The sequence below is a fragment of the Amycolatopsis sp. MtRt-6 genome (assembly GCF_017308975.1).
In the GTDB taxonomy this organism is placed as follows: domain Bacteria; phylum Actinomycetota; class Actinomycetes; order Mycobacteriales; family Pseudonocardiaceae; genus Amycolatopsis.
The window spans coordinates 177,208-200,976 of record NZ_JADWPD010000014.1 but is presented as its reverse complement, the minus strand read 5'-3'; the positions used below and the strand labels follow the sequence as shown (position 1 = coordinate 200,976).

At 72.4% G+C, this 23,769-nt stretch carries 21 protein-coding genes; 11 read left to right on the top strand and 10 right to left on the bottom strand.

Going from position 1 to position 23,769, the window contains the following annotated elements; translation table 11 throughout:
• Positions 1-289: 289 nt before the first annotated feature.
• Entirely contained in the window at positions 290-1,654 is a 1,365-nt protein-coding gene (locus I4Q55_RS24305; RefSeq protein WP_206790780.1) for a PLP-dependent aminotransferase family protein, read from the bottom strand.
• A gap of 83 nt (positions 1,655-1,737) precedes the next feature.
• Between I4Q55_RS24305 and I4Q55_RS24300 the strand changes: the two genes are divergently transcribed.
• A complete protein-coding gene (locus I4Q55_RS24300) occupies positions 1,738-2,394 on the top strand; it encodes a pyridoxamine 5'-phosphate oxidase family protein (RefSeq protein ID WP_206790779.1) in 657 nt (218 codons plus the stop codon).
• Here I4Q55_RS24300 and I4Q55_RS24295 read toward each other — a convergent pair.
• The gene (locus I4Q55_RS24295) at positions 2,366-3,787 is read right to left on the bottom strand and encodes a cell wall metabolism sensor histidine kinase WalK (RefSeq protein WP_206790777.1); all 1,422 of its coding nucleotides are present in this window, start codon (positions 3,785-3,787) and stop codon (positions 2,366-2,368) included. The genes I4Q55_RS24300 and I4Q55_RS24295 overlap by 29 nt on opposite strands.
• Complete coding sequence (locus tag I4Q55_RS24290; protein WP_206790775.1) at positions 3,784-4,497, bottom strand: response regulator transcription factor; 714 nt, start codon at positions 4,495-4,497, stop codon at positions 3,784-3,786. The genes I4Q55_RS24295 and I4Q55_RS24290 overlap by 4 nt, the downstream gene beginning before the upstream one ends.
• A gap of 147 nt (positions 4,498-4,644) precedes the next feature.
• On the opposite strand from I4Q55_RS24290, the gene I4Q55_RS24285 reads away from it, so the two are divergent.
• The 6 genes from I4Q55_RS24285 to I4Q55_RS24260 all read left to right on the top strand — a co-directional run bounded on the left by I4Q55_RS24285 (position 4,645) and on the right by I4Q55_RS24260 (position 9,496).
• A complete protein-coding gene (locus tag I4Q55_RS24285; RefSeq protein ID WP_206790842.1) occupies positions 4,645-5,991 on the top strand; it encodes a ferric reductase-like transmembrane domain-containing protein in 1,347 nt (448 codons plus the stop codon).
• Between the two features lie 12 nt (positions 5,992-6,003).
• Complete coding sequence (locus I4Q55_RS24280; protein ID WP_206790774.1) at positions 6,004-6,504, top strand: FMN-binding protein; 501 nt, start codon at positions 6,004-6,006, stop codon at positions 6,502-6,504.
• Entirely contained in the window at positions 6,501-7,241 is a 741-nt protein-coding gene (locus tag I4Q55_RS24275; protein WP_206790773.1) for an FAD:protein FMN transferase, read from the top strand. Before I4Q55_RS24280 ends, I4Q55_RS24275 begins: the two co-directional genes overlap by 4 nt.
• A gap of 71 nt (positions 7,242-7,312) precedes the next feature.
• Positions 7,313-7,693, top strand: coding sequence for a VOC family protein (locus I4Q55_RS24270; protein WP_206790772.1), 381 nt, complete (start codon positions 7,313-7,315; stop codon positions 7,691-7,693).
• On the top strand, positions 7,690-8,505 hold the full coding sequence (locus I4Q55_RS24265; protein ID WP_206790771.1) for a bifunctional 2-polyprenyl-6-hydroxyphenol methylase/3-demethylubiquinol 3-O-methyltransferase UbiG: 816 nt from the start codon (positions 7,690-7,692) through the stop codon (positions 8,503-8,505). The genes I4Q55_RS24270 and I4Q55_RS24265 overlap by 4 nt, the downstream gene beginning before the upstream one ends.
• A 13-nt stretch (positions 8,506-8,518) precedes the next feature.
• The gene (locus tag I4Q55_RS24260) at positions 8,519-9,496 is read left to right on the top strand and encodes an asparaginase (protein WP_206790770.1); all 978 of its coding nucleotides are present in this window, start codon (positions 8,519-8,521) and stop codon (positions 9,494-9,496) included.
• Positions 9,497-9,596: 100 nt separating this feature from the next.
• Here I4Q55_RS24260 and I4Q55_RS24255 read toward each other — a convergent pair whose 3' ends face one another.
• From I4Q55_RS24255 to I4Q55_RS24245, 3 genes are all read right to left on the bottom strand, one after another.
• Positions 9,597-10,076: a cysteine dioxygenase family protein gene (locus I4Q55_RS24255; protein ID WP_206790769.1), complete on the bottom strand. Its 480-nt coding sequence runs from the start codon at positions 10,074-10,076 to the stop codon at positions 9,597-9,599.
• 178 nt (positions 10,077-10,254) lie between these two features.
• A complete protein-coding gene (locus I4Q55_RS24250) occupies positions 10,255-11,271 on the bottom strand; it encodes an NAD(P)H-dependent glycerol-3-phosphate dehydrogenase (RefSeq protein WP_206790768.1) in 1,017 nt (338 codons plus the stop codon).
• The gene (locus I4Q55_RS24245; protein ID WP_206790841.1) at positions 11,271-11,975 is read right to left on the bottom strand and encodes a 1-acyl-sn-glycerol-3-phosphate acyltransferase; all 705 of its coding nucleotides are present in this window, start codon (positions 11,973-11,975) and stop codon (positions 11,271-11,273) included. The genes I4Q55_RS24250 and I4Q55_RS24245 overlap by 1 nt, the downstream gene beginning before the upstream one ends.
• A 308-nt stretch (positions 11,976-12,283) precedes the next feature.
• Between I4Q55_RS24245 and cofC the strand changes: the two genes are divergently transcribed.
• Genes cofC through I4Q55_RS24230 form a run of 3 tightly spaced genes read left to right on the top strand, consistent with a single transcriptional unit; the run spans position 12,284 to position 16,257 of the window.
• On the top strand, positions 12,284-12,907 hold the full coding sequence (gene cofC / locus I4Q55_RS24240; protein WP_206790767.1) for a 2-phospho-L-lactate guanylyltransferase: 624 nt from the start codon (positions 12,284-12,286) through the stop codon (positions 12,905-12,907).
• A gap of 51 nt (positions 12,908-12,958) precedes the next feature.
• Positions 12,959-15,307, top strand: a complete 2,349-nt coding sequence (locus I4Q55_RS24235) for an RNA degradosome polyphosphate kinase (RefSeq protein WP_374194486.1) — start codon at positions 12,959-12,961, stop codon at positions 15,305-15,307.
• On the top strand, positions 15,304-16,257 hold the full coding sequence (locus I4Q55_RS24230) for an NUDIX hydrolase (protein ID WP_206790763.1): 954 nt from the start codon (positions 15,304-15,306) through the stop codon (positions 16,255-16,257). The genes I4Q55_RS24235 and I4Q55_RS24230 overlap by 4 nt, the downstream gene beginning before the upstream one ends.
• Before the next feature lie 90 nt (positions 16,258-16,347).
• Here I4Q55_RS24230 and I4Q55_RS24225 read toward each other — a convergent pair whose 3' ends face one another.
• The 4 genes from I4Q55_RS24225 to leuC all read right to left on the bottom strand — a co-directional run bounded on the left by I4Q55_RS24225 (position 16,348) and on the right by leuC (position 22,886).
• Positions 16,348-19,164: a BTAD domain-containing putative transcriptional regulator gene (locus I4Q55_RS24225; RefSeq protein WP_206790761.1), complete on the bottom strand. Its 2,817-nt coding sequence runs from the start codon at positions 19,162-19,164 to the stop codon at positions 16,348-16,350.
• Positions 19,165-19,820: 656 nt separating this feature from the next.
• Positions 19,821-20,627 carry an HU family DNA-binding protein gene (locus I4Q55_RS24220; protein WP_206790760.1) on the bottom strand — a complete coding sequence of 269 codons (807 nt, stop codon included), beginning with the start codon at positions 20,625-20,627 and terminating at the stop codon, positions 19,821-19,823.
• 200 nt (positions 20,628-20,827) lie between these two features.
• Positions 20,828-21,430, bottom strand: coding sequence for a 3-isopropylmalate dehydratase small subunit (leuD, locus tag I4Q55_RS24215; RefSeq protein WP_206790759.1), 603 nt, complete (start codon positions 21,428-21,430; stop codon positions 20,828-20,830).
• Positions 21,431-21,452: 22 nt separating this feature from the next.
• Complete coding sequence (gene leuC / locus I4Q55_RS24210) at positions 21,453-22,886, bottom strand: 3-isopropylmalate dehydratase large subunit (RefSeq protein WP_206790758.1); 1,434 nt, start codon at positions 22,884-22,886, stop codon at positions 21,453-21,455.
• Positions 22,887-23,029: 143 nt separating this feature from the next.
• Between leuC and I4Q55_RS24205 the strand changes: the two genes are divergently transcribed.
• Entirely contained in the window at positions 23,030-23,731 is a 702-nt protein-coding gene (locus I4Q55_RS24205) for an IclR family transcriptional regulator (protein WP_206790757.1), read from the top strand.
• The last annotated feature ends 38 nt before the right edge of the window (positions 23,732-23,769 follow it).

The following is a 23,769-nucleotide window of genomic DNA, read 5'->3' as shown; positions in this document are numbered from 1 at the left end:
CCGGTGACGGGCTTGGCACGTCTTGTGTATCGGAGGGCTTGGCAGGCCCTTGGCTGGGCTCGGTCGGCTGGGCCGGACTCACCGGGCCGGCTCCAGCCGCGCCACATCCGCCGGCCGGAACCCTCTCGTCCCACGCCCCCGCCCCCAAGACAGGACCCGCCCACCCAGGGGGAACCACCACCGAATTGACAATATCGCCCCCGCCCGACAAAAACCCCCGAAAAGCCCCCGCCCAAAGCGAGCTTCTCCACATCACGGCCACCCTGTGGACAACGGCCCGGAACAAACCTCAGCGCAGCAAAGCCACCAGCGTCGGCAAAGCCGCCACCAAAGCCTCCCGCGAACAACCCGCGTACCCGATCGCCACCCCGTGCGCCGACGGCGGCCCCGCGAAGTGCCGCGCCAGCCCGTCAAGCCGGATCCCCCGCCGCTCGGCCGCCGCGATCACCGACGCCTCCACCGCGGCCGACGAAAACGGCGCCACCAGGTGCGCCCCGGCGTCGTCCCCGCGCACCGGTACCCCCGCCGCCGACAACGCTCCCGCCAGCAGGGTCCGCCGCTCCGCCATCTCGCGGCGCAGTTTCCGCAGGTGACGGCCCAGGTCCCCGTTCCGCGCGAACTCGTACAACACCCGCTGCCCCGCCGGCGATGGCCGCGTTCCGGTCAAATCGCGGTACGCCAGCACCGCCGAAGTGATCGCTTCCGGCGCCACCATCCAGCCCGCGCCCAAAGTAGGCGTCAGGATCTTCGACGTCGTCCCCAAATGCACCACCACGTCCGGCGCCAGCGAAGCCAGCATCGGCAGCGGTGCCACGTCGAACCGCAGCTCGCCGTCGTAGTCGTCCTCGATGACCAGCATCGAAGAGGCACGCGCCCGCTCCACCAGCGACACCCGCCGCGCCGCGCTCAGCCTGCTGCCCATCGGGTACTGGTGCGCCGGCGAGCAGTACACCGCCCTGGCATCGGGCGGAATCGCGGAAGGACGCAGCCCTTCGTCATCCACCGGCACGCCCACCACCCGCATGCCCGCCCGCCGGAACGCCTGCACCGCCCGCTGGTACCCCGGTTCCTCCACGGCGACGACGTCCCCGCGCTCCAGCACCGCCGCCGCCAGCTCGACCACCGCCGCCGTCGTGCCGCCCGTGGCCAGCACCGATCCCGCCGCCAGCCCGCGGTGGCGCAGCAGGTGCTCCGACACCGCCGCGCGGTACTCCGGCAGCCCCGCACGGTGGGCCCGCACCAGTGGCTCCGGGTCGGCCGCCGCCCGCCAGGCCCGGCGCCAGGCCGCGCGGTCCAGCCCCGCCGCCCACGGCGTTCCCGGGCCGAGGTCCAGCAGCACCGGGGACACCGCCTCGACCGCCGGGACAGCCGGCGCCGGGACCGAGGAAGCCGAGGACGAAGGCGGTGTCGTCACGTACGTCCCGGAGCCGTGCCGGCCCGCTATCCAGCCCTCGGCGTGCAGCTGCTCGTACGCCGCCGACGTCACCGTGCGGCTGACGCCGAGGCGGCCGGCCAGGGCCCGCGTCGAAGGCAGCCGGTCGCCGCCGCGCAGGTGGCCACTCGCCGCCGCTTCGCGCAGCGCGTCCGCCAGCTGCACCGCCAGCGGTGTGACCGCCGCGCGGTCCAAGCTGACCGGAAGCGCGGTGTCGGACACGGGACCTCCTGCGAGAGTGGACTTCCCAAGTGTACGAGAAGTGGCCGTTCTCCGAGGCCACTGACCCGGGAGACGCTGGTCGCATGTTGTCGACCACGCCCCGCACCACGCTCGGCCGCAAGAAGCACCGCGCCGTCACCGACCGCTCCGCGCTGCACGCCGTCCTGGACGAAGGCCTGATCTGCCACCTCGGGATCGTCCGCGACGGCGTGCCGCTGGTCCTGCCCACCGGTTACGGCCGCGACGGCGACACGCTCTACCTGCACGGCTCGACCGGCGCGGCCAGCCTCCGCACCGCCGCGCACGGTCTCGACGTCTGCGTGACCGTGACGCTCCTCGACGGCATCGTCTATTCACGCTCGGTCAACAACCACTCGATGAACTACCGCAGCGCCGTCATCCTCGGCCAGGCCAAGCCGGTGCTCGACGCCGAAGCGAAGACGCACGGCCTCAAGGTGCTCACCGACCACCTCGCGCCGGGCTCGTGGGAGCACGCCCGCGAGGTCAACGCCAAGGAGTTCGCCGCGGTGTCCGTGCTCGCGCTGGACCTCGCGGAGGCGTCGGTGAAGATGCGTGCCGAGGGCCCGGACGACGAACCCGAGGACGTCGAAGCCGACGTCGCCTGGGCCGGCGTGCTGCCGGTGCGGACGGTCTACGGCGCGCCCGAGCCGTCCGCGGACCTCTCCCCCGGCTGGACCACCCCGGAGCACGTCACCGCGCGAGCGGCAACCGGACGGTGAACGTGGTCCGGCCCGGCGCCGAAGCCACCGAGACCGTGCCGCCGTGTGCCGCGACCAGGGAATGGACCACCGACAGCCCGAGCCCGGTGCCGCCGTTGCCGCGGGTGCGGGAGTCGTCGACGCGGAAGAACCGGTCGAAGATCCGCTCCTGGTCCGCCACGGCGATCCCGGGCCCGGTGTCGGTCACCTGCACCACGGCGGAACCGTCCGAAGCGGCCACCGAGACGTGCACCGACGTCCCGGGCGGGGTGTGCACGGCCGCGTTGGCCAGCAGGTTGTCCAGCACCTGCCGCAACCGGACCGGGTCGGCGTCCACCGACGCGGAAGAAAACGACGAGGTCAGCGGGTGGTCCGGCCGCCCGGCGGCGAACGCGTCCGCCGCGTCCCCGGCCAGCTCGGCCAGGTCGACGCGCTCGGGCCGCAACGGCGTCTCGGCGGCCCGCGCGTCGAGCCGGGCCAGCAGCAGAAGGTCGTCGACGAGCACGGTCATCCGCGCGGTCTCCTCGCGGATCTTCGCCAGGTGCGCCTCGCGCTCCGCCGGCTCGTTCGCCGCCGCGTAGCGGAAGAGGTCGGCGTAGCCGCGGATCGACGTCAGCGGCGTCCGCAGCTCGTGCGAGGCGTCCGCGACGAACCGGCGCAGCCGCTCGTTGGCCTCGGTCTTCGCGGCCAGTGACGTGTCGATGTGGGCCAGCATCACGTTGAACGCCGTCCGCAGCTCCTCGACTTCGGCGCCGCCGCCGGTGCCCGCCGCGCGCACCGGCAGGTCCGGGTTCGCGGTGAGGTCGTGCGAGGCGATGTCGTGCGCGGTGCCCGCCATGTCGGCCAGCGGACGCAGGCCGCGGCGCAGCACCAGCCGCCCCACGATCACCAGCACGGCCAGCGCGAGCGCGAACGCGCCGACCTCCACCCAGATCAGCTGCCGGACCGTGCCCTCGAGGTCCTTCTGCGGCGCGGCGGACAGCAGCACCGAATCGGTGTCGACCGGGCACGCCCGCACCCGGTACGGGCCGTCGTCGCGCAGGTAGACGGTGCGGGTGACGTCGCCGTTCACCGCCTCGGCGGCGATCTTCGCCAGCTGCTTGGCGTCGCCCGGCAGCCGGCCGCCCGGCTCCGGGACGGCGACCCCGCCGGAGACCTTGTACAGCGCCGAATACCAGGAGTACACCGACTGCGGCGAGCCGTGCGTCTGGCGCAACATCGGCACCTGCGTGTTCTGGCTCTTGGACAGCTGTTCGTCGAGCCGCCGGTCGAGGTAGCCGTGCATGATCCCGACCGTCGTGACACCGACGGCCGCGAACACCACCAGCGCGAGCGCGCCGAGGCCGAGGGTGATCCGGGTGCCCAGCCGGGTGCGCTGCCAGGCCCCGTACCACCGGCGGAAGAAGCGCTTCACCGGTGCGCCTGCCGCACGACGTAGCCGACGCCGCGCACGGTGTGGATCAGCGGCTCGCCGTCGCCCGCATCGACCTTGCGCCGCAGGTGCGAAATGACCAGTTCGACCACATTGGACCGGCCGCCGAAGTCGTACTCCCAGACGTGGTCGAGGATCTGCGCCTTGGTCAGCACCGCGGGCGAGCGGCGCATCAGGTAGCGCAGCAGCTCGTACTCGGTCGGCGTCAGCTCGGCCAGGACGTCGCCGCGGCGGACCTCGCGGGTGTCCTCGTCCAGCGTCAGATCCCCGACCCGCAGCACGGCGCCGCGTGCCTCGGGCTGGTGGGCGAGGCCGGCGCTGCGCCGCAGCACCGCCCGCAGCCGCGCCATCAGCTCCTCGACCGAAAACGGCTTCACGAGGTAGTCGTCACCCCCGCGGGTGAGCCCGGCGATCCGGTCGGCCGTCGCGTCCTTGGCCGTGAGGAAGACCACGGGCACGGCGCTGCCGTTCTCGCGCAGGCGGTCGAGCACGGTGAAGCCGTCCAGGTCGGGCAGCATGAGGTCGAGCACGACGATGTCCGGCCCGAACTCCGCGGCCCGGCTCAGCGCGGCCTGGCCGGTGCCGGCCGTGACCGCCTGCCAGCCCTCGTACCGGGCGACGGTGGCGACGAGGTCGGCGATGTGCGGTTCATCGTCGACGACGAGCAGGCGCACGGGGTCGGAAGTCTGCACCCCCGCATCTTCTCCCGCCGCGAGCGTGCCGGGCGACCCGAGACGGCGGCCGACAGGATTCCGACAGCCGGTACCCAGACTCGCCACAGGACGGGCGGCGAGTCTGGCCTTCGTGAACCGAACCGAAGGGGAATCCGTGTGACCACCATGACGCAGACCGCCGAGGCCGCGCGCCCGGCGATCCGCCCCCGGATCGCCGCGAAATCCGGCCTCTTCCTCTTCCTCGGCGCCAACGTGGCCGCCGTCACCGTGCTGTTCGCGCAGGCCGGGGTTTCGCAGAACGTGCTGATCACGATCGGCAGGCTCGCCGGGATGTACGGCGCGCTGGCGATGGCGTTCCAGCTGCTGCTGGTGGCCCGGCTGCCCTGGCTGGACCGGCGGCTCGGGATGGACCGGCTGACCACCTGGCACCGCTGGACCGGCTTCACGATCCTCTGGACCCTGCTGGCGCACCTGGTGTTCATCACCATGGGCTACGCGGAGGTCACGGACAAGGGCGTCGTCGACGAGCTGGTCGAGATGGCCAACACGCTCGAAGGGATCCTGCGGGCGCTGGTCGCCTTCGCCGTGATCCTCGTCGTCGGTGCGGCTTCGGCGAAGTTCGCGCGCAAGCGGCTCGCCTACGAGACGTGGCACTTCATCCACCTCTACACCTACGCGGCGGTGTTCCTGGCCTTCTCGCACCAGATCGCGCTGGGCCAGTCGTTCGCCGGCTCGGAGACGGCGAAGGCGTACTGGTGGACGCTCTGGCTCGGGGCCGGCGCCGCCGTGCTCGCCGGGCGCGTCGTGCTGCCGATGTGGCGGAACCTGCGCCACCAGCTGCGCGTCACGGCGGTGGTTTCCGAGTCGCCGGACGTCGTCTCGGTGTACATGTCCGGCAAGCACCTGGACAAGCTGCCTGCCAAGGCCGGGCAGTTCTTCCTCTGGCGGTTCCTGACCAAGGACCGGTGGTGGCAGGCCAATCCCTTCTCGCTGTCGGCCGCGCCCGACGGCCGTTCCCTGCGGCTGACCGCGAAGGCGCTCGGCGACTCCAGCGCCGGGCTGCGCAGCCTGCGCGTCGGGACGCGCGTGTTCGCCGAAGGCCCGTACGGCGCCTTCACCACGATCCACCAGACGCGGCCCAACGCGCTGCTCGTGGCGGGCGGCGTCGGCATCACGCCGATCCGCGCGCTGCTGGAGGACATCGAAGGCCACGTCGTCGTGCTGTACCGGGTGCGGTCACAGCAGGACGCGGTGCTGCTGCCGGAGCTGAACGAGCTGGCCAAGGCACGCGGCGCCAGCGTGAGTGTCCTCACCGGACCGGACCAGGCGGTCGGGCCGCGCGGGGTGATGCTCGGGCCGGCGAACCTGCACATGATGGTGCCGGACGTGCACGAGCGTGACGTGTTCGTCTGCGGCCCGCCGGGGATGACTTCGGCGGTGCTGCGCAGCCTGCGCGAGCTGCGCGTGCCGAACTCCCAGGTCCACGCCGAACGTTTCAGCCTCGCGGCCTAGGGGGAAGTTGTCGTGAAGAAGACCATTTTCGTCGTCGCGCTGTCGATCGCCGGGTTCATCGCGGTCTGGCGGTTCGAGCCGGGGCCGGTGCAGAACACCTCGGCCATCGCCGAGGCGCCGCCCGCCGTCACGGCACCGTCCACATCGGCCGTTCCGACGACCGAGCCGCCGCCACCGTCCACTTCGGCCGGTCCGCCGCCTTCGTCCACTTCGGACGCGCCGGCCACCAGCGACACCGCGAACGAGACGGTGACCACGCAGGGCACCGCGGAGTCCAGCCGGTACGGCACCGTGCAGGTCCAGGTGACCTTCACCGGCGCCCGGCTCACCGCCATCACGCTGCTGCAGGCCCCGGACAGCGGCCGGTCGCTCACCGCGCTGCCGAAGCTGCAGGCGGAAGCGATCAAGGCGCAGAGCGCCGACATCGACACGGTGACCGGTGCCACCGAGACGAGCGAGTCGTACAAGACGTCCCTGCAGGCCGCGATCGACGCGAGAGGAAAGCAGCGATGACCACCCGCGTCGAACAGGTGATGGGCCTGCCGATCTCCCTCGACCTGCGGGACGAGGGCGACTTCGCCGAGGTCGTCGACGACGTCTTCGCGTGGTTCCGCGACGTCGACGCCCGGTTCAGCCCGTTCAAGCCCGGCAGCGAGGTCAGCCGGTACGACCGCGGCGAGCTGACGGCCGACGGGCTCAGCGACGACCTCCTGGAGGTGCTGGAGCTCTGCGCGTACTACGAGCAGCTCTCCGGCGGCGCGTTCCGCGCGCGGCTGCCCGGCCGCGGCCTCGACCCGTGCGCGGTCGTCAAGGGCTGGGCGGTGCAGCGCGCGGCCGACATGCTGAAGGCCGAGGGCGCGACGACGTTCTGCCTCAACGCCGGCGGCGACGTCGTCACCGCCGGCGAGCCGGAGCCGGGCCGTCCGTGGCGGGTCGGGGTGCGCCATCCCGAGCAGCCCCTGGCCGTGTGCGCGGTCCTGGAGTCGCGCAACGGCGCGATCGCGACGTCGGCGGCGTACGAGCGCGGCTCCCACATCCTCGACGGCCGCTCCGGCACCCCGGCGACGGGCCTGATGAGCGTCACCGTGGTGGCCGGCGACCTGGTGACGGCGGACGCGCTGGCCACGGCGGCGTTCGCGATGGGCGCGGAGGGCATCACCTGGGCGGCCGACCGGCCGGACTGCGAGATCCTCATCGTCGACGACAGCCGCCGCGTGCACCGGACGGCGGGGCTGGCGCTGGCGTCGTAAAAACGGTTCGCCCCCGGGCGCGGGCGGGGCCACACTCGGACGGTCCGATACGTCGCTTTCCGAGGAGTGCCATGCCGTCGTCCGTGCTCAACGTGTCCGTCGACTGCGCCGACCCGTACAAGCTGTGCCAGTTCTGGAGCGAGGTCACCGGGAAGCCGATCCCGGACACCGACTCCCCCGGCGACGACGAGGTCGGCTTCGAGCTCAACGACGGCACCACGCTGCTCTTCCTGCGCGTGCCCGAGCCGAAGACGGTGAAGAACCGCCTCCACCTGTGCCTGCAGCCGGACATCCCGCGCGACGAAGAGGTCGAGCGGCTGCTGGGCCTGGGCGCCACCTTCCTCCACGACCTGCGCAACCCGGACGGCACCGGCTGGGCGGTGCTCGCCGACCCGGAGGGCAACGAGTTCTGCGTGCTGCGGAGCGCGGCCGAGCGCGCGGAAAAACCGTGACGGACTCGTTCGCGATCAACAAGGCCAACTGGGACGAGCGCGCGGTCCTGCACGCGGCGTCGCCGGACTACGCCTTCGCCCGGTTCGTGGCGGATCCGGCGCACCTGAGCGGTGTCGTGCGGTTCGACCGGCCCCGGCTCGGTGACCTCACCGGGCTGCGCGCGGTGCACCTGCAGTGCCACCTCGGCACCGACACGGTTTCGCTCTCCCGCCTGGGCGCGACCATGACGGGCCTGGACTTCTCGGGCGCGGCGCTGGCCGAGGCTCGCCGGTTCGCCGAGGCGGCCGGCGCGGCGATCGGCTTCCACGAGGCCGCCGTGTACGACGCCGTCGACGTGCTGGGCGCCGGCCGGTTCGACCTGGTCTACACCGGGATCGGCGCGCTGTGCTGGCTGCCTTCGGCGGCGCGCTGGGCGGCGGTGGTCGCCGGGCTGCTGCGGCCGGGCGGGCGGCTCTTCATCCGCGAAGGGCACCCCATGCTGTGGGCGCTCGACGAGACGGCGGTGCCGCGGTACCCGTACTTCGAGCACGCCGAGCCACTGGTCTTCGACGACCCCGAGACCTACGTCGCCGTCGACCGGCCGCTGGAGCACACCGTCACCCACGAGTGGAACCACTCGCTGGGCGAGATCATCACGGCCCTGCTGGACCACGGCCTGACGCTGACCGCGTTCACCGAGCACGACAGCGTGCCGTGGAACGCCCTGCCCGGGCAGATGGTCCACGACGAGGCCACCGGCGAGTGGCGGCTGAAGGACACGCCGGCACGGCTGGCGGCGAGCTACACGCTCCAGGCGGTCAAGACCGGCTGAATAGGGTGGCCGCATGCCCTTGATCGCGGTCGCCATGCTCGGCGGCACCATTTCGATGGCCCCGGCGGACGGCGAAGGCGGCGCCGTCCCGCGGTTCGGCGCGGCCGACCTGCTCGGCGCCCTCGGCGACCTGCCGATGGACGTCCTGGCGGAGACGCTCGCCGGGATCGGCAGCGCGTCACTCGACTTCGCGACGCTGCTGCGGTGCCGCGACTGGGGCCTGCGCCAGGACGCCGACGGGTTCGTCGTCGTCCAGGGCACGGACACCTTGGAGGAGACGGCGTACTTCCTGGACCTGCACTGGCCGTCGGACATCCCGGTGGTGGTCACCGGGGCGATGCGCAACGCCGGCCTGTTCAGCCCGGACGGCCCGGCGAACCTGCGCAACGCCCTGACGGTCGCGGCCGACCCGCGCAGCCGCGGCCGGGGTGCGCTGGTGACGCTCAACGACGACGTCCACGCGGCGCGCTGGGTGCGGAAGGCGCATTCGAGCCACCTGGAGGCGTTCTCGTCGGCGCCGGCGGGGCCGCTGGGCATGGTCGTCGAGCACGCGGTGCACTGGTTCCACCCGTCACCGCCGCGGCTGCCTTCGCTGTCCGGTGACGACTTCGGCGGCTTGGTCCCGGTGGTCGAGGCGGGGCTGGACGACTCGGGGTCGGTGCTTTCCGCCGTGGCCGCGCAGCCGGAGGTGCGCGGGGTCGTCGTCGCCGCGACGGGTGTGGGTCACGTCTCGTCCGGCACGGCCGACGTGATCGCCCGGCTGGTGCCGTCGCTGCCGGTGGTCGTCGCGTCGCGGACGGGCGCGGGCCCCACGCTGCGGTCGACGTACGGCTTCCACGGCTCGGAGTCGAGCTTGATCGCGATGGGCGCGACGATGGCGGGCTGGCTGGACGCCAGGAAGTCCCGGATCCTGCTGCACGCGCTGCTGGCGTCCGGCGCGGACCGCGCCCGGATCGAGCGGGAGTTCCGCGCTCGCGGCGACCTGGACTGAGGCGGCGGCCCGCCCCGAGCGCCCCAATGTGGCCTTGGGTGCGTTCAACGCACCGAAGGCCACATTGGGGCGCTGGCGACGGGACAACAGCGGTCGCCGGTCAGTCCAGCACCGGGCCGCCGATCGGGTCCAGGTGGTACGGGCGCATCGCGCGGCCCGCGTCCCGGTAGACGTGGACCGAGATCGCCGGGTCCGGGCCGTCGTTGCGGACCTCGTGCACGTACCCCGGCCCGAACACCCGCGACTGCCCCGCCGAGAGCGCGTGCAGCTCGGTGACCGCGCGGCCGTCCGGCGCGCGGCGCGCCACGGCCTCGGTCAGGTGGCCGCTGACCACGGTGAACGCGCCGCTGGCGAACGCGTGGTCGTGCAGGTCGGTGTGCTGGCCGGGCAGCCAGCTCATCAGCCACACCTCCTGCTGCTCGTCCTTCGACACGAGCGTCGCGAACCGCTCGTCGGGGTCGTAGCGCAGGAGGTGCTTCCAGCGGTCGCGGTCGGCGGCGACCTCGAGGGCGACGCGCACGGGGTGGCGCAGCGCGGGGTTCTCGGGACGCAGCAGGGTGTTGTCGGGAACGGCGAACATGCGGGTCCTCACGGGAAGAAAGGGGTGTCGAGCTGGGCCGGGGCTGGGTTCACCGACAACAGCGACACGCGCGCACGACGGAGCCGAGGCCGGTGCGGCCCCTCGACTCGGACATGGCGTACGCGAACATGCGACCAGAGTCCCAGCCGCGTCCTCCCCGGTCAAGCCGTCCCACGGATCAGGACCATTCGTGTTTCTGGGACCGCCCGAGCAGCTCCGCGCCGGCCTGGCGGGGGTCGACGCCCTCGTGGCAGACGCGGTGCATGGCGTCGGTGATCGGCATGTCGACACCGAGGCTCTGGGCCAGCGCCCGGATCGACGAGCACGACATCACGCCCTCGGCGACCTGCCCGCCGGCCGCCGCCTGCGCCTGTTCGAGGGTCTCGCCGCGGCCGAGGCGTTCGCCGAAGGTGCGGTTGCGCGAAAGCGGCGACGAGCAGGTCGCGACCAGGTCGCCCACGCCGGCGAGCCCGGCGAAGGTGAGCGGGTCGGCGCCCAGCTTCGCGCCGAGCCGGGCCATCTCGGCGAGGCCGCGGGTGATGAGCGTCGCCATCGTGTTGGTGCCGAGGCCGAGGCCGGCGGCCATCCCGGTGCTGAGCGCGATGACGTTCTTGCAGGCGCCGCCGAGCTCGCAGCCGACGACGTCGGTGTTGGTGTACGGGCGGAAGTAGGAGTTGGCGCAGGCCCGCTGGATCGCGACGGCGCGTTCGTGGTCGGCGCAGGCCAGGACGGAGGCCGACGGCTGCCCGGCGGCGATCTCCTTGGCCAGGTTCGGCCCGGTGACGACGACGACGTCGCCGGCGTCGATCCCGACGATCTCGCCGATCACCTCGCTCATCCGCTTGAGCGTGCCGAGCTCGACGCCCTTGGCGAGGCTGACGAGGATGGCGTCTTCGGGCAGCAGCTCGCGCCACGCGGTCAGGTTGGCCCGCAGGCTCTGGCTGGGCACGGCCAGGACGACGGCTTCGGCGTTTTCCAGTGCCTTCGCGGGGTCGCTGGTGGCGGTGATGTTCCCGGGCAGGGTGACGCCGGGCAGGTAGGCGCTGTTGGTGTGCCGCTCCCGGATGTCCTCGGCGACCTGTTCGCGGCGCGCCCAGACGGTGACGTCCCGTCCGGCGTCGCCGAGCACCTTGGCGAAGGCGGTGCCCCACGACCCGGCCCCGAGCACGGTGACCCGCTGCACGTCGGCGCGCATCAGGAGAGGTCCTCCGGCTTCTTCGCCGGCGGTTCTTCCTGCCGGATTTCGGCCAGCAGCCGGGTCACCTCGTCCATCATGACCTGGGTGACTTCCCGCAGTTTCGTGGCGCTGCGGGTGTTGCCGCCCCGGTAGGCGGACAGGTCGAGCGGGTCGCCGACCGAGTGGGTGATCGTCTTGCGCGGGAAGGGCGTGAACTTCTTCGTGTAGCCGTTGAAGATCTGGCTGGTGCCCCACCGCGCGATCGGGATGATCGGGACGTCGTTTTGCAGGGCGAGCCGCGCGGCGCCGGTGAAGGACTCCTTCGGCCAGCCGGCGGGGTCCTTGGTGATGGTGCCCTCGGGGTAGATGACGACGATCTTGCCCTCTTCGAGAGCTTGGTGAGCGGCCTTGAGACTGTCCCCGGCGGCGGCCGAGCCCCGCGAGACAGGGATCTGCCCGGACCCGGCGACGATCGGGCCCAGGATCGGCGCGCGCATCAGGCTCTCTTTGAAGAGGAACCGGGGGACGCGCTTCTGCCGGTGCACGAAGACGGCGTCCACGGCGGGATCGAAGTGGGAGATGTGATTCATGACGAGCAGCGCGGGCCCCTGCCGCGGGATCTTTTCGGCCCCGACGTAAACCCGCCGCCCGATGGCGGTGAGCGGGTAGAACAGTACGGCGGCGAGCCCCACCCAGAAGCCGCCCTTCTCACGCCGGGCCACGATCTCCTCCTCGCTCACGTCACGTCCGAGGGTTGATCCTGCCGCGCCGGGCTCGGGGCAGTCCAGGGAGGGTCGGTTCCGCCTGGCCAGGGGTGATGTGCAGCCCGCGGGCCCCAGACACAGCCCGCCCACCCAAGGGGGCCGCCATCCCCCACCGGGGCACCCCCGATTTTGACGCTACCGCCCCCACCCGACAAAACCCCCACCCCAAGCCCACCCACCCAACCCCTGTCCACAACCCCCGTCGCCTGTGGACAACCCACCCCGCCCACCACCGCCCACCCCGGGTTTCGGGTAAAGATGGACACGTGGACGTGGATCTGGTCGTGCCGATGAAACACCCCCGCGACGGCAAGTCGCGGCTGCGTGGTGCCGTCGAACCCGCCCACCACCCCGGCCTTGTCCTCGCCCTCGCCAAGGACACCCTGGCCGCCGTCGTCTCGAGCGCGCAGGTCAGGCGCGTCCTCCTCGTCGCCGCCGACCCGGATGCCGTCAAAGAACTCGCCGAGCTCGGGGTCGAGATCGTCGAAGAACCCGCCGAAAAGACCCTCAACGCCGCCTTCCGGCACGGCGCGGCCCTGCTCAAAGCCGACGATCCGGACACGATCGTCGGCGCCCTCCAGGCCGACCTCCCCGCCCTGCGCGCCGGTGATCTCACCGCCGCGCTGGCCGAAGCCGCCGGGAAAAGGGCCTTCGTCGCCGATCGGCAGGGCACCGGCACCACCCTGCTGCTCGCCGCGCCCGGCGAGCCGCTCGATCCCCGGTTCGGGCCCGGCTCGGCGCGAAGCCACGCGGAGTCCGGCGCGATCCCGCTGCGCCAAGCCCTGCCGACCCTCCGCAGCGACGTCGACACCCCCGATGATCTCGCGCACGTCCGCGCCCTGGGTGTCGGGAAACACACCTCGGCGTACCGCGCTGAGCTGTTCATCTGACCTTCACCGCGGTCTGCGCAATTCCGCGTCCCGTAGTGAAGAATGGGGGCCGTGAGCACAGACGACGGCGGCACGCCCGCACCGCGGAGGCGACGGAACCCGGCCAACGGAACTTCGGGAGCGGCGAAGAAGACAACCACCGCCAAGAAGGTCCCGTCGAAGTCCACCGCACGCGACACCGCCGCCCGTGCCACCGCCGGCAAGGCCAGAACAAGCAAGACCACGGCCGCCGCGGCCACCCCACGGCGCCGCAGCTCGACGCAGGGCAACCCCCGCAACGCCGAGGAGTTCCGGGCCGTCCCGTCGGCGCCGCCCGCGGTCACCGTCGCGCCGACCGCCGTCGAGACGCTGCCCGACGACCGGTACTTCAACCGCGAGCTCTCGTGGCAGGACTTCAACGCCCGCGTGCTCGCCCTGGCCGAGGACGAGTCGCAGCCGCTGCTCGAACGCGCGAAGTTCCTCGCGATCTTCGCGTCCAATCTGGACGAGTTCTACATGGTCCGCGTCGCCGGCCTCAAGCGCCGCGACGAGACCGGCCTGCTGGTGCGCAGCGCGGACGGGCTCACCCCGCGCGAGCAGCTCGGCTACATCGCCAAGCGCAACCAGGACCTGGTCGAGCGGCAGACCGGCGCCTTCGAGAAGCACCTGCGCCCCCAGCTGGCCGAGCAGGACATCCACATCGTCGGCTGGGCCGACCTGGCCGGCGCCGACCAGCTGCGGCTGTCGAGCTACTTCTCCGAGCAGATCTTCCCCGTCCTGACGCCACTGGCCGTCGACCCGGCGCACCCGTTCCCCTACATCTCGGGCCTCTCGCTCAACCTCGCGGTCACCGTCCGCGACCCCGAGGGCGGCACCGAGCGCTTCGCCCGGGTGAAGGTGCCGAGCAACGTGCCGCGCCTGATGCGCGTCGAGACCGAACGCACCAGCCGCACGGCGACCTTCCTCCCCCTCGAAGAGCTCATCGCCGCCCACCTCGGCGAGCTGTTCACCGGCATGGACGTCACCGAGCACCACGTCTTCCGCGTCACCCGCAACGCCGACTTCGAGGTCGACGAGGACCGTGACGAAGACCTCCTGCAGGCCCTCGAGCGCGAGCTGGCGCAGCGCCGCTTCGGCCCGCCGGTGCGGCTCGAGGTCGCGCAGGACATGAGCGAGCACATGCTCGAGCTGCTGCTGCGCGAGCTGGACGTCGACCCGGCCGACGTCGTCGAGGTGCCCGGCCTGCTCGACCTGACCTGCCTGCACCAGCTGTCCGCTGTGGACCGCAAGGAGCTGAAGGACCGGCCGTTCGTGCCGGCGACGCACCCGGCGTTCGGCGAGCGCGAGACGCCCAAGAGCGTCTTCGCGACGCTGCGCGAGGGCGACGTGCTGGTCCACCACCCGTACGACTCGTTCTCCACGAGCGTGCAGCGGTTCATCGAGCAGGCGGCGGCCGACTCGAAGGTCCTCGCGATCAAGCAGACGCTGTACCGCACGTCCGGTGACTCCCCGATCGTCGACGCGCTGATCGACGCCGCGGAGGCCGGCAAGCAGGTCGTCGCGCTGGTGGAGATCAAGGCGCGGTTCGACGAGCAGGCCAACATCACCTGGGCGCGGACGCTGGAGCGCGCGGGCGTGCACGTCGTCTACGGCCTGGTCGGGCTGAAGACGCACTGCAAGGTGTCGATGGTGGTGCGCCAGGAGGGCTCGACGATCCGGCGCTACTGCCACATCGGCACCGGCAACTACAACCCGAAGACCGCGCGGCTCTACGAAGACCTCGGCCTGTTCACCGCCGACCCGAGCATCGGCGCGGACGTCACCGACCTGTTCAACGTGCTGACCGGCTACTCGCGGCAGGACACCTACCGGACGATCCTGACGTCGCCGCACGGGATCCGGCGCGGCATCGTCCGCGCGATCGGCGAGGAGATCGAGCTGGCGCGGGCCGGGCAGCAGGCCGGGATCCGGATCAAGTGCAACTCGCTGGTCGACGAGCAGGTGATCGACGCGCTCTACCACGCGTCGCAGGCCGGGGTGCCGGTCGAGATCGTCGTGCGCGGCATCTGCACGCTGAAGCCGGGTGTCGAAGGGCTGTCCGAGAACATCCACGTCCGGTCGGTGCTGGGCCGGTTCCTGGAGCACTCGCGGGTGTTCCACTTCCGCGCGGGCGGGACGCACTGGCTCGGCAGCGCGGACATGATGCACCGCAACCTCGACCGGCGGATCGAGGCGCTGGTGCGCGTCAAGGACCCGAAGCTCACCGCGCAGCTCGACAACATCTTCGACTCGGCGCTCGACCCGGCGACGCGGTGCTGGGTGCTGACCGCGAGCGGCGAGTGGTCGCCGTTCCCGGCCGACGGGTCGCGGGTGCGTGATCACCAGCTGGAGCTGGCGAAGCTGCACGGAGCCGCCGGATGACCCAGGAGGTACGGGCGGCCGGCGCGGTGCTGTGGCGCGTCGCCGGGGGCGCGACGGAGGTCGCGCTGGTGCACCGCCCGCGGTACGACGACTGGTCGCTGCCGAAGGGGAAGCTCGATCCGGGCGAGACGCTCGCCGAGGCCGCGGTGCGGGAAGTGCGCGAGGAGACCGGGTTCACCGCGGTCCTCGGCCGGTACCTGGCCCGCACCGCGTACCCGGTGCCGTCGCGGGACGGCGCCGGGACGGTGCCGAAGACCGTCGACTACTTCGCCGCGGAAGCGGTGTCCGGCGCGTTCGCGCCGAACGACGAGGTCGACGAGCTGCGCTGGCTCGACCCGACGGCGGCGGAGAAGCTGCTGACACGACCGGAGGACGTGCGGGTGCTGCGCGCGTTCTGCGAGCTGCCGGTCGGCCTGACGACAGTGCTGCTGGTGCGGCACGCCAAAGCGGGCAAGCGCGACGAGTGGTCCGGCGACGACGACCTCCGGCCGTTGTCGGAAGCGGGTCTGCGCCAGGCGGCGGCGCTGCGCCGGGTGCTGGCGTTGTTCGGCCCGGACCGGGTGCTGTCGGCCCCGCGGCTGCGCTGCGTGCAGACGGTGCACGGCGTCGCGGAGGACGTCGCGTCCGAGGTCCGGCACGAGCCGTTGTTCTCGGAAGAGGGCTACTGGCCGGACCCGGTCCTGGGCGTGGCCCGCCTGCTGGCGGTGGCCGGCGACGGCGGGACGCCGGTGGTGTGCAGCCAGGGCGGCGTGATCCCGGACCTGGTGAGTGCCTTGGCGGACCGCGACGGCGTGGAGCTTTCGGCGGCGCGCGGCGGCGTGGTGCCGAGCAAGAAGGGTTCGTTCTGGGTGTTGTCGTTCCGCGCCCCGACGGCCGAGGAGGGCCCGGTGCTGCTGTCGGCGGACTACCACCCGAGCGCGCTCCCGGCACCGTCCCCCAGCCACTCCTGAACGACGGGCCCTCGCCGCTGCCGGCACGAGACAGCGCCGTGACAGTCGATCTTGGTGTACTTGTTCCGGGTCCCGCTGGGCTGCGCCGGGCTAGGGGTACGGCGCATCCCCGGGCGAGGGGGTATCTGTCGGCACCGTGGCCAGCAGAGCCTGCACCTCCGCGACGCGGGGGTCGCCGAGGCGCTGGCTGACGGTCAGCGCCTCGGCCCAGTGGCCGCCCGCCTCGTGTGCCCGGCCGGTGCGGTGCTTCAGGCGGCCCAGGGTGATCTGGACGTCGATGGTGCCGTAGTCGGCGTTCAGCTCCTTCAGCTCGGCGAGCGCGGCCAGGCCGGCCTTCTCCGCTTCGTCGTGCCGTCCGGCTCCTTCGAGGGCTTCGGCGACGTTGCCCAGCGCGAGCGCCGCGTGGTAGCGGTCGCCGAGTTCGGCGAAGGCTTCGTGGGCCGCCTGCGCGGCTTCGGCGGCGTGGTCGTAGTCGCGCAGGCCGATGCGGCTGGCGCTGACGTTGAGCAGCGCGTGCGGGACGAACGTGCGCTGGCCGTGGTCGCGGGCGAGGTGGACGGCTTGGAGGGCGTGGCGCTCGGCTTCGGCGTATTCGGCGCGGACGTAGTACGCGCCGGCGAGGTTGGACAGGATCGCGACGGTCAACGCGGTGCCGTCGCCGCCCTCGGACGCGGCGCGTGCTTCCTCCAGCGCCGCGATCGCCTTGTCCGGCTGGAGGGTGCGCAGGTAGGCGGAGCCGAGGTTGTTGGCGCTGTACTGCAGGCCCGTGCGGTCGCCGGCGTCGCGGGTGGCGGCGACGGCCGCGCGCGCGGTCGTGATCCAGTCGTCGCGGTCGTGGCGTTCGGCGAAGAACCCGCGCAGGAGCCAGGCGAGCTTCCAGGCGTGCGCGGTCCAGCCGTGCCCGGCGGCGATGCCGACGAGCGCGGTGAGCGCCTGGCGTTCGGTGGTGTACCAGGCGATCGTCTGCTCGTGCTGTGCGAAGCGGACGGCGGGCAGCGGCGCCGGGTCGAGCGTGATGTCCTCGGTGAGCAGGTCGGGGCGGACGAGCTTGTTCGCTTCGGCGACGCTGGCGAGGTACCAGTCGACGAGCCGGCGCAGCGCCGCCGCGCGCTCGGCCTCCGTCGTCTCGGTTTCGACGAGCTCGCCGGCGTAGACGCGCAGCAGGTCGTGGAACTGGTAGCGGTCGGTGCCCGGCTGGTTGAGGAGGTGGGTGGCGGCGAGCTGGTCGGCGAGTTCGCGGGCTTCGCGCAGGTCGGCGCCGGCGAGCGCGGCGGCCGACGCCAGGCTGAACCCGTGCCCGGGGTGCAGGCCGAGCAGCCGGAAGAAGCGGGCGGCGGCCGGGCGCAGTGCCTTGTAGGACCAGGAGAACGCGGCGCGGAGGTCGGTGCCGGCGTCCTGCGGGTCGCGCAGGGTGTCGAGCCGCAGCCGCTGGTCGCGGAGCTCTTCGACGATGCCGGCGAGCGAGACGCCGGAGAACCGGGACGCGCGTTCCCCGGCCAGCGCCAGTGCCAGCGGCAGGCGGCCGCAGAGCTGCACGAGTTCGGCGACGGCGGCGGGTTCGGCGGCGAGGCGCTGCGGCCCGACGCTGCCGGCGAGCAGCGCGGTGGCGTCACGGTCGTCGAAGGAGCGCAGGGCGATGCGGCGGGCGCCGTCGCGGGCGACGAGGCCGCGCAGCTGGTTGCGGCTGGTCACCACGACGAGGTTGCCGGGGCCGGGCAGGAGCGGGCGGACCTGGTCGGCGTCGCGGGCGTTGTCGAGCAGCATGAGGGTGCGGCTGCCGGCCAGCCTGCTGCGCAGCAGCGCCGAGCGTTCCTCCACTGTGGAAGGCACGGTCTCGGCCGGGACGCCGAGGGCGCGCAGGAACCCGGCCAGCGCGGCGCCGGGCGTGACCGGGGTGTCGGCGGAGTGGCCGCGCAGGTCGAGGAACAGCTGGCCGCCGGGGAAGCGGTCACGGACGCGGTGGGACCAGTGCACGGCCAGCGACGTCTTCCCGACACCGGCGGTGCCTTCGATGACGACGATGCCGGAGGCACCACCGGGCGGCAGCCGGTCGAGCTCGGCGAGTTCGGGGCCGCGCCCGGTGAAGCCGGCGACGTCGAAGGGCAGCTGCCGCGGCACGGCGGGCACGGTGGGACCGGCGTCGGCGGCGAGCAGTTCGGCGTGCAGGCGCCGGAGGTCTTCCCCCGGTTCGACGCCGAGTTCGTCGGCCAGCAACGCCCGCAACCCGGCGTAGCGCGCGAGGGCTTCGGCCCGGCGCCCGGACCGGGCGAGCGCGCGCACCAGCCGTTCCCACAGGGATTCCCGCAGCGGATGCTGGGCGACGAGATCGGTGAGTTCGGCGACGAGGCGAGCATCGGGAACGAGGCCGACATCGAGGTCGATGCGCTGTTCGACGGCGAAGAGGTACCGCTCGGTGAGCAGCGGTTGCCATTCGGCGGCCAGCGCGGGCGAGCCGACGCCTTCGAGGGGAACACCGCCCCAGCAGCCGAGCGCATCGGCGAGCAGTTCGCGCCGCCGGGCGGGCTCGGTGGCGGCGGCGGCCTGGTCGAGGGTCTGGAGGAAGCGCAGGGCGTCCACCCGGGACGGGTCGACGACGAGCCGGTAGCCGTCCGGTTCGGTGACGACGGAGTCTTCGCCGCAGAGGCGGCGCAGGCGCATGACATAGGTTTGCAGGCTGCCCCGGATGTGCGCGGGCGGCGTTTCCCCCCAGACGCCCCGGGCGAGGGAGTCGATGGAAACGAGCCGCCCGGCGGCGAGCGCGAGGGTGGCGAGCAGCGCGCGTTGCCGGGAACTGGTCAGCACGACCGGCGAAGAGTCGACGAGCACCTGGAACGGGCCGAGCAGCCGGATGTCGATGGTGGTCGCCCCCAGGTTTCGCCTTGCGCACCGCCGAGGCCCGCGCCGCATGCGGGCCCCGAGGAACGCAGCGTGGCATCACTCGGCCGGGCGCTCAAGCAACTTTGCGAAATTGGACGGAACCGGTGCCGGAGGGCTGGTTGAGCCGGGCGGGTGAGGTGCGGAGCGCCGGTGTTGGCTGTCGGTGACTTTGCCGGGTGGTTCGCGGGGCTCGGTTTGGTTGCCGGGACAGTGGGTGGTGCCCGGTCTCGGTTTGATCCGGGCATCGGACGGCCGGGCACGCGAACCGACGCTCCCGGCACGCCGGCCGACTCTTCGGGCGCCCAGCCGCCTCTCCAGGTACCCCAGCCGACTCTTCCGGCACGCCAACCGAGTCCCCCGCCACCGCGGCTCCAAGCGCCCCAATGTGGCCTTCGGTGCGCTCAACGCACCCAATGTGGCCTTCGGTGCGTCCAACGCACCCAATGTGGCCTTCGGTGCATGCCGGCCGACCTTCCCGGTACGCGAGCCGACCTTCCCGGCGTCCCAACCGACCTTCTCGAAAGGGCTGCCGGCCTTCCGGTTCTCCCGCAGCGCCCGGACATGCGGCAGGGCCCCGCGCACGTCGCGCGGGGCCCTGCCGAAAAGCTGCTCGTCCAACAGGGGGTCGCCCCCTGGGGGTCCCCCGAATTTCACGTTACCGCAGGGGTCCGACAGTTTTGGGCGGCTCAGTCCTTCTTCGCCGCGGCCGAGGTCCGCCTCGCCGGGGTCTTGGCCGCACCCGTCTTGGCTGCCGCACCCGTCCTGGCCGCCGCGCTCGTCTTGGCCGCTGCGGTCTTGCGGGCCGCGGTGGTCCTGGCCGGAGTCGCCTTCGCCGCCGCAGGCGCCTTCGCCGCCGTGGTCTTGGCCGCCGTGGTCCTGCGAGCCGTGGTCGTCTTCGCGGCCGTGGTCTTCGCGGCGGGCGCCGCCGTCGCAGTCTTCGCCGCGGTGGTCTTCGCCGTCGCCGGCTTCGCCGTCGCCGCCGGCTTCGCCGTCGTCGCAGCCTTCGTCGCCGTAGCCCGTGTCCGGGTCGTTGCCGGCTTCGCCGCCGCTGCCTTCGGTGCCGCCTTGGCCGCCGCTGCCCTCGTGGTCGCCGCCGGCTTGGCCGCCGTCGTCCGGGTGCGTGTCGTGGTGGCCGGCTTCGCCGCGGCGCGGGCCGGGGCCGCCGCCGTGCGGGATGTGCTCGTGCGCTTGACCGGGGTTGCCTTCGGCAGCTTCTTCGCTCCGGAAACCACGTCCTTGAACGTTGTCCCGGCGCGGAACGCCGGCACGTTCGTCTTCTTGACCCGCACCGCTTCGCCGGTGCGCGGGTTGCGGGCCGTCCGTGCCGCGCGGGCCCGCTTCTCGAACACGCCGAAGCCGGTGATGTTGACCTTTTCGCCCTTGTTGACCGTCCGGATGATGATGTCGACCAGACCGTCGACCGCCTCGGCAGCGGCCTTCTTGTCGCCCAGGCGCTCGGTCAGCGCCTCGATCAGCTGGGCCTTGTTGGCCATGTCCAGTCCTCCAGGAAGGCTCCACGGCCGCGTCGGCCGGCTAGCGACACGGTATTACCAACGCAGCACAAACTCCAACGGCCTGCGGAACTTTCCCTTACCCCGGGACGGGTCCGGCACCCCGCTGACAGGGAACAAAACAGCAACCATGAAAACGGGCGGGATCCCTTGCACATCAAGGGATCCCGCCCGAAAACAGGTCAGCCCGCGGTCACCGGCGTCGTCGTCGGCTTCCAGGACGGGCGGGTCGCCTCGTAGCTGTCGATCTCACCGGCATGGCGCAACGTGAGAGCGATGTCGTCGAGGCCCTCCAGCAGCCGCCAGCGGACGTAGTCGTCGATCTGGAAGGGCGCGGTGAAGTCCTTGGCCCGCACGGTCTTGGTCTCGAGGTCGACCGTGACCTCGGTGCCGGGCTCGTTCTCCAGCAGCTTCCAGAGCAGCTCGACGTCGTGCTGCTCGCACTGGGCCGCCACCAGGCCGCCCTTGCCGGAGTTGCCGCGGAAGATGTCGGCGAACCGGGCGGAGATGACGACCCGGAAGCCGTAGTCCATCAGCGCCCAGACGGCGTGCTCGCGGGAGGAACCGGTTCCGAAGTCCGGTCCCGCGACCAGCACGCTCCCGTTCCGGAACGGCTCCTGGTTGAGGATGAAGTCCTCGTCGCCGCGCCAGGCGGCGAACAGGCCGTCCTCGAAGCCCGTGCGGGTCACCCGCTTGAGGTAGACCGCCGGGATGATCTGGTCGGTGTCCACGTTGGACCGGCGCAGCGGGACGCCGACGCCGGTGTGCTGGGTGAACGGTTCCATGGCGATAACTCCTCGAAAAAGGTCAGCGGGCGGCGGTCAGCAGGTCTTCCGGCGACGAAAGCGTGCCCCGGACGGCCGTGGCGGCGGCCACCAGCGGCGACACCAGGTGCGTCCGGCCGCCCTTGCCCTGCCGGCCCTCGAAGTTGCGGTTCGACGTCGACGCGCTGCGCTCGCCCGGCTTCAGCTGGTCCGGGTTCATGCCCAGGCACATCGAGCAGCCGGCCTGGCGCCACTCCGCGCCCGCCTCGGTGAAGACCCGGTCGAGCCCCTCGGCCTCGGCGGCCTTGCGGACCCGCATCGAGCCGGGAACCACCAGCATGCGGACCGAGTCCGCCACTTTCCGACCGCGCAGCACCTCGGCCGCGGCCCGCAGGTCCTCGATCCGGCCGTTGGTGCAGGAGCCGAGGAAGACGGTGTCGACGGCGATCTCGCGCAGCGGCGTGCCCGGCTTCAAATCCATGTAGGACAGGGCTTTTTCAGCGGCGATGCGGTCGTTCTCGTCCGGGATCGCCTCCGGGTCGGGCACCTCGGCACCCAGCGGGAGGCCCTGGCCGGGGTTGGTGCCCCAGGTCACGAACGGCGTCAGCGCGCTCGCGTCCAGGTGCACCTCGGCGTCGAACTCGGCGCCGTCGTCGGTGCGCAGTTCCTTCCACGCGGCGACCGCGGCGTCCCAGTCCGCGCCCCGCGGCGCGTGCGGGCGGCCCTTCAGGTACTCGAACGTCGTCTCGTCCGGGGCGATCATCCCGGCGCGGGCGCCGGCCTCGATCGACATGTTGCAGACGGTCATCCGGGCCTCCATCGAGAGGGCCTCGATGGCCGAACCGCGGTACTCCAGGATGTAACCCTGGCCACCGCCGGTGCCGATCTTGGCGATCACCGCGAGGATGATGTCCTTCGCCGTGACGCCGGGGCGCAGCTGCCCGTCGACCGTGATCGCCATCGTCTTGAAAGGACGCAGCGGCAGCGTCTGGGTGGCCATGACGTGCTCGACCTCGGACGTGCCGATGCCGAAGGCGATGGCGCCGAACGCGCCGTGCGTCGAGGTGTGGCTGTCGCCGCAGACGACGGTCATGCCGGGCTGGGTCAGGCCCAGCTGGGGGCCGATGACGTGCACGATGCCCTGCTCGGCGTCACCCATCGGGTGCAGCCGGACACCGAACTCCTTGCAGTTGCGGCGAAGGGTGTCGACCTGGGTGCGCGAGACCGGATCGGCGATGGGGAGCTCGATGTCGACGGTCGGGACGTTGTGGTCCTCGGTCGCGATGGTCAGGTCGGGACGGCGCAGCTGCCGCCCGGCCAGGCGGAGGCCGTCGAAGGCCTGCGGGCTGGTGACTTCGTGCAGCAGGTGGAGATCGATGTAGAGCAGGTCCGGTTCGGCGCCTTCGCCTCGGCGCACGAGGTGGCTTTCCCACACCTTCTCCGCCAGCGTGCGGGCCTTGCCGGTCGGGCTGGTCATCTCCGGCTCCTTCCACGGTTCGTCGACGAACTCGGGCGCGCACCTGCGGAATTCGGGTGCGAGCCGCGAAGGAGGAGCGCAGCTCGAGTTCAGGGTTTCCCAGATGCTGGACTTCCCAAAGTGCGGGACGCTAGTATCGGGTCGTGGGACAGCATAGCGGTATCGGAGTACTGGACAAAGCAGTGGCCGTCCTGCAGGCGGTCGCGGACGACCCCTGCGGCCTCGCGGAACTGTGCACGCGGACCGGCCTCCCCCGGGCCACCGCGCACCGGCTCGCGGTCGGCCTGGAGGTGCACCGGCTGCTGCGCCGCGGTCCGGACGGGCGCTGGCGCCCCGGTACGGCGCTGGCCGAGCTCGCGGGCGGTTCGACCGACCCGCTCCTCGACGCGGCGGGCGTGGTGCTGCCGAAGCTGCGCGACGTCACCGGGGAAAGCGTCCAGCTGTACCGGCGCGACGGCGTCCAGCGCGTGTGCGTCGCCACGGCGGAGCCGCCGAGCGGCCTGCGCGACACGGTGCCGATCGGGTCCCGCCTGCCGATGACGGCCGGCTCGGGCGCGAAGGTGCTCGCGGCCTGGGCCGACCCGCACACGCAGCGCACGATCCTGACCGACGCCGTCTTCGGCGAGCGGACGCTCCTGGAGGTCCGCCGGCGCGGCTGGGCGCAGAGCGTGGCCGAACGCGAGCCGGGAGTGGCGAGCATCTCGGCCCCGGTCCGCGACTCGGCGGGGACGGTCGTCGCGGCGGTGTCGGTTTCGGGCCCGATCGAGCGGATCGGCCGCAAGCCCGGCGCGCGGTGGGCGGCCGACCTGCTCGCCGCGGCCGACGCGCTGCAGGAACGGCTCTGACCCTGCCCCCGTTCGGGTGACCCTGGCCGAAATCGCGT

Coding starts and splice junctions, on each gene's coding strand:
- I4Q55_RS24220 (WP_206790760.1), bottom strand. CDS start 20,627: ATGGCCAACAAGGCCCAGCTGATCGAGGCGCTGACCGAGCGCCTGGGC.
- leuC (WP_206790758.1), bottom strand. CDS start 22,886: ATGACCAGCCCGACCGGCAAGGCCCGCACGCTGGCGGAGAAGGTGTGG.
- leuD (WP_206790759.1), bottom strand. CDS start 21,430: ATGGAACCGTTCACCCAGCACACCGGCGTCGGCGTCCCGCTGCGCCGG.
- I4Q55_RS24260 (WP_206790770.1), top strand. CDS start 8,519: ATGCCCTTGATCGCGGTCGCCATGCTCGGCGGCACCATTTCGATGGCC.
- I4Q55_RS24285 (WP_206790842.1), top strand. CDS start 4,645: ATGACGCAGACCGCCGAGGCCGCGCGCCCGGCGATCCGCCCCCGGATC.
- I4Q55_RS24225 (WP_206790761.1), bottom strand. CDS start 19,164: ATGCGGCGCGGGCCTCGGCGGTGCGCAAGGCGAAACCTGGGGGCGACC.
- I4Q55_RS24300 (WP_206790779.1), top strand. CDS start 1,738: ATGTTGTCGACCACGCCCCGCACCACGCTCGGCCGCAAGAAGCACCGC.
- I4Q55_RS24250 (WP_206790768.1), bottom strand. CDS start 11,271: ATGCGCGCCGACGTGCAGCGGGTCACCGTGCTCGGGGCCGGGTCGTGG.
- I4Q55_RS24255 (WP_206790769.1), bottom strand. CDS start 10,076: ATGTTCGCCGTTCCCGACAACACCCTGCTGCGTCCCGAGAACCCCGCG.
- I4Q55_RS24275 (WP_206790773.1), top strand. CDS start 6,501: ATGACCACCCGCGTCGAACAGGTGATGGGCCTGCCGATCTCCCTCGAC.
- I4Q55_RS24230 (WP_206790763.1), top strand. CDS start 15,304: ATGACCCAGGAGGTACGGGCGGCCGGCGCGGTGCTGTGGCGCGTCGCC.
- I4Q55_RS24270 (WP_206790772.1), top strand. CDS start 7,313: ATGCCGTCGTCCGTGCTCAACGTGTCCGTCGACTGCGCCGACCCGTAC.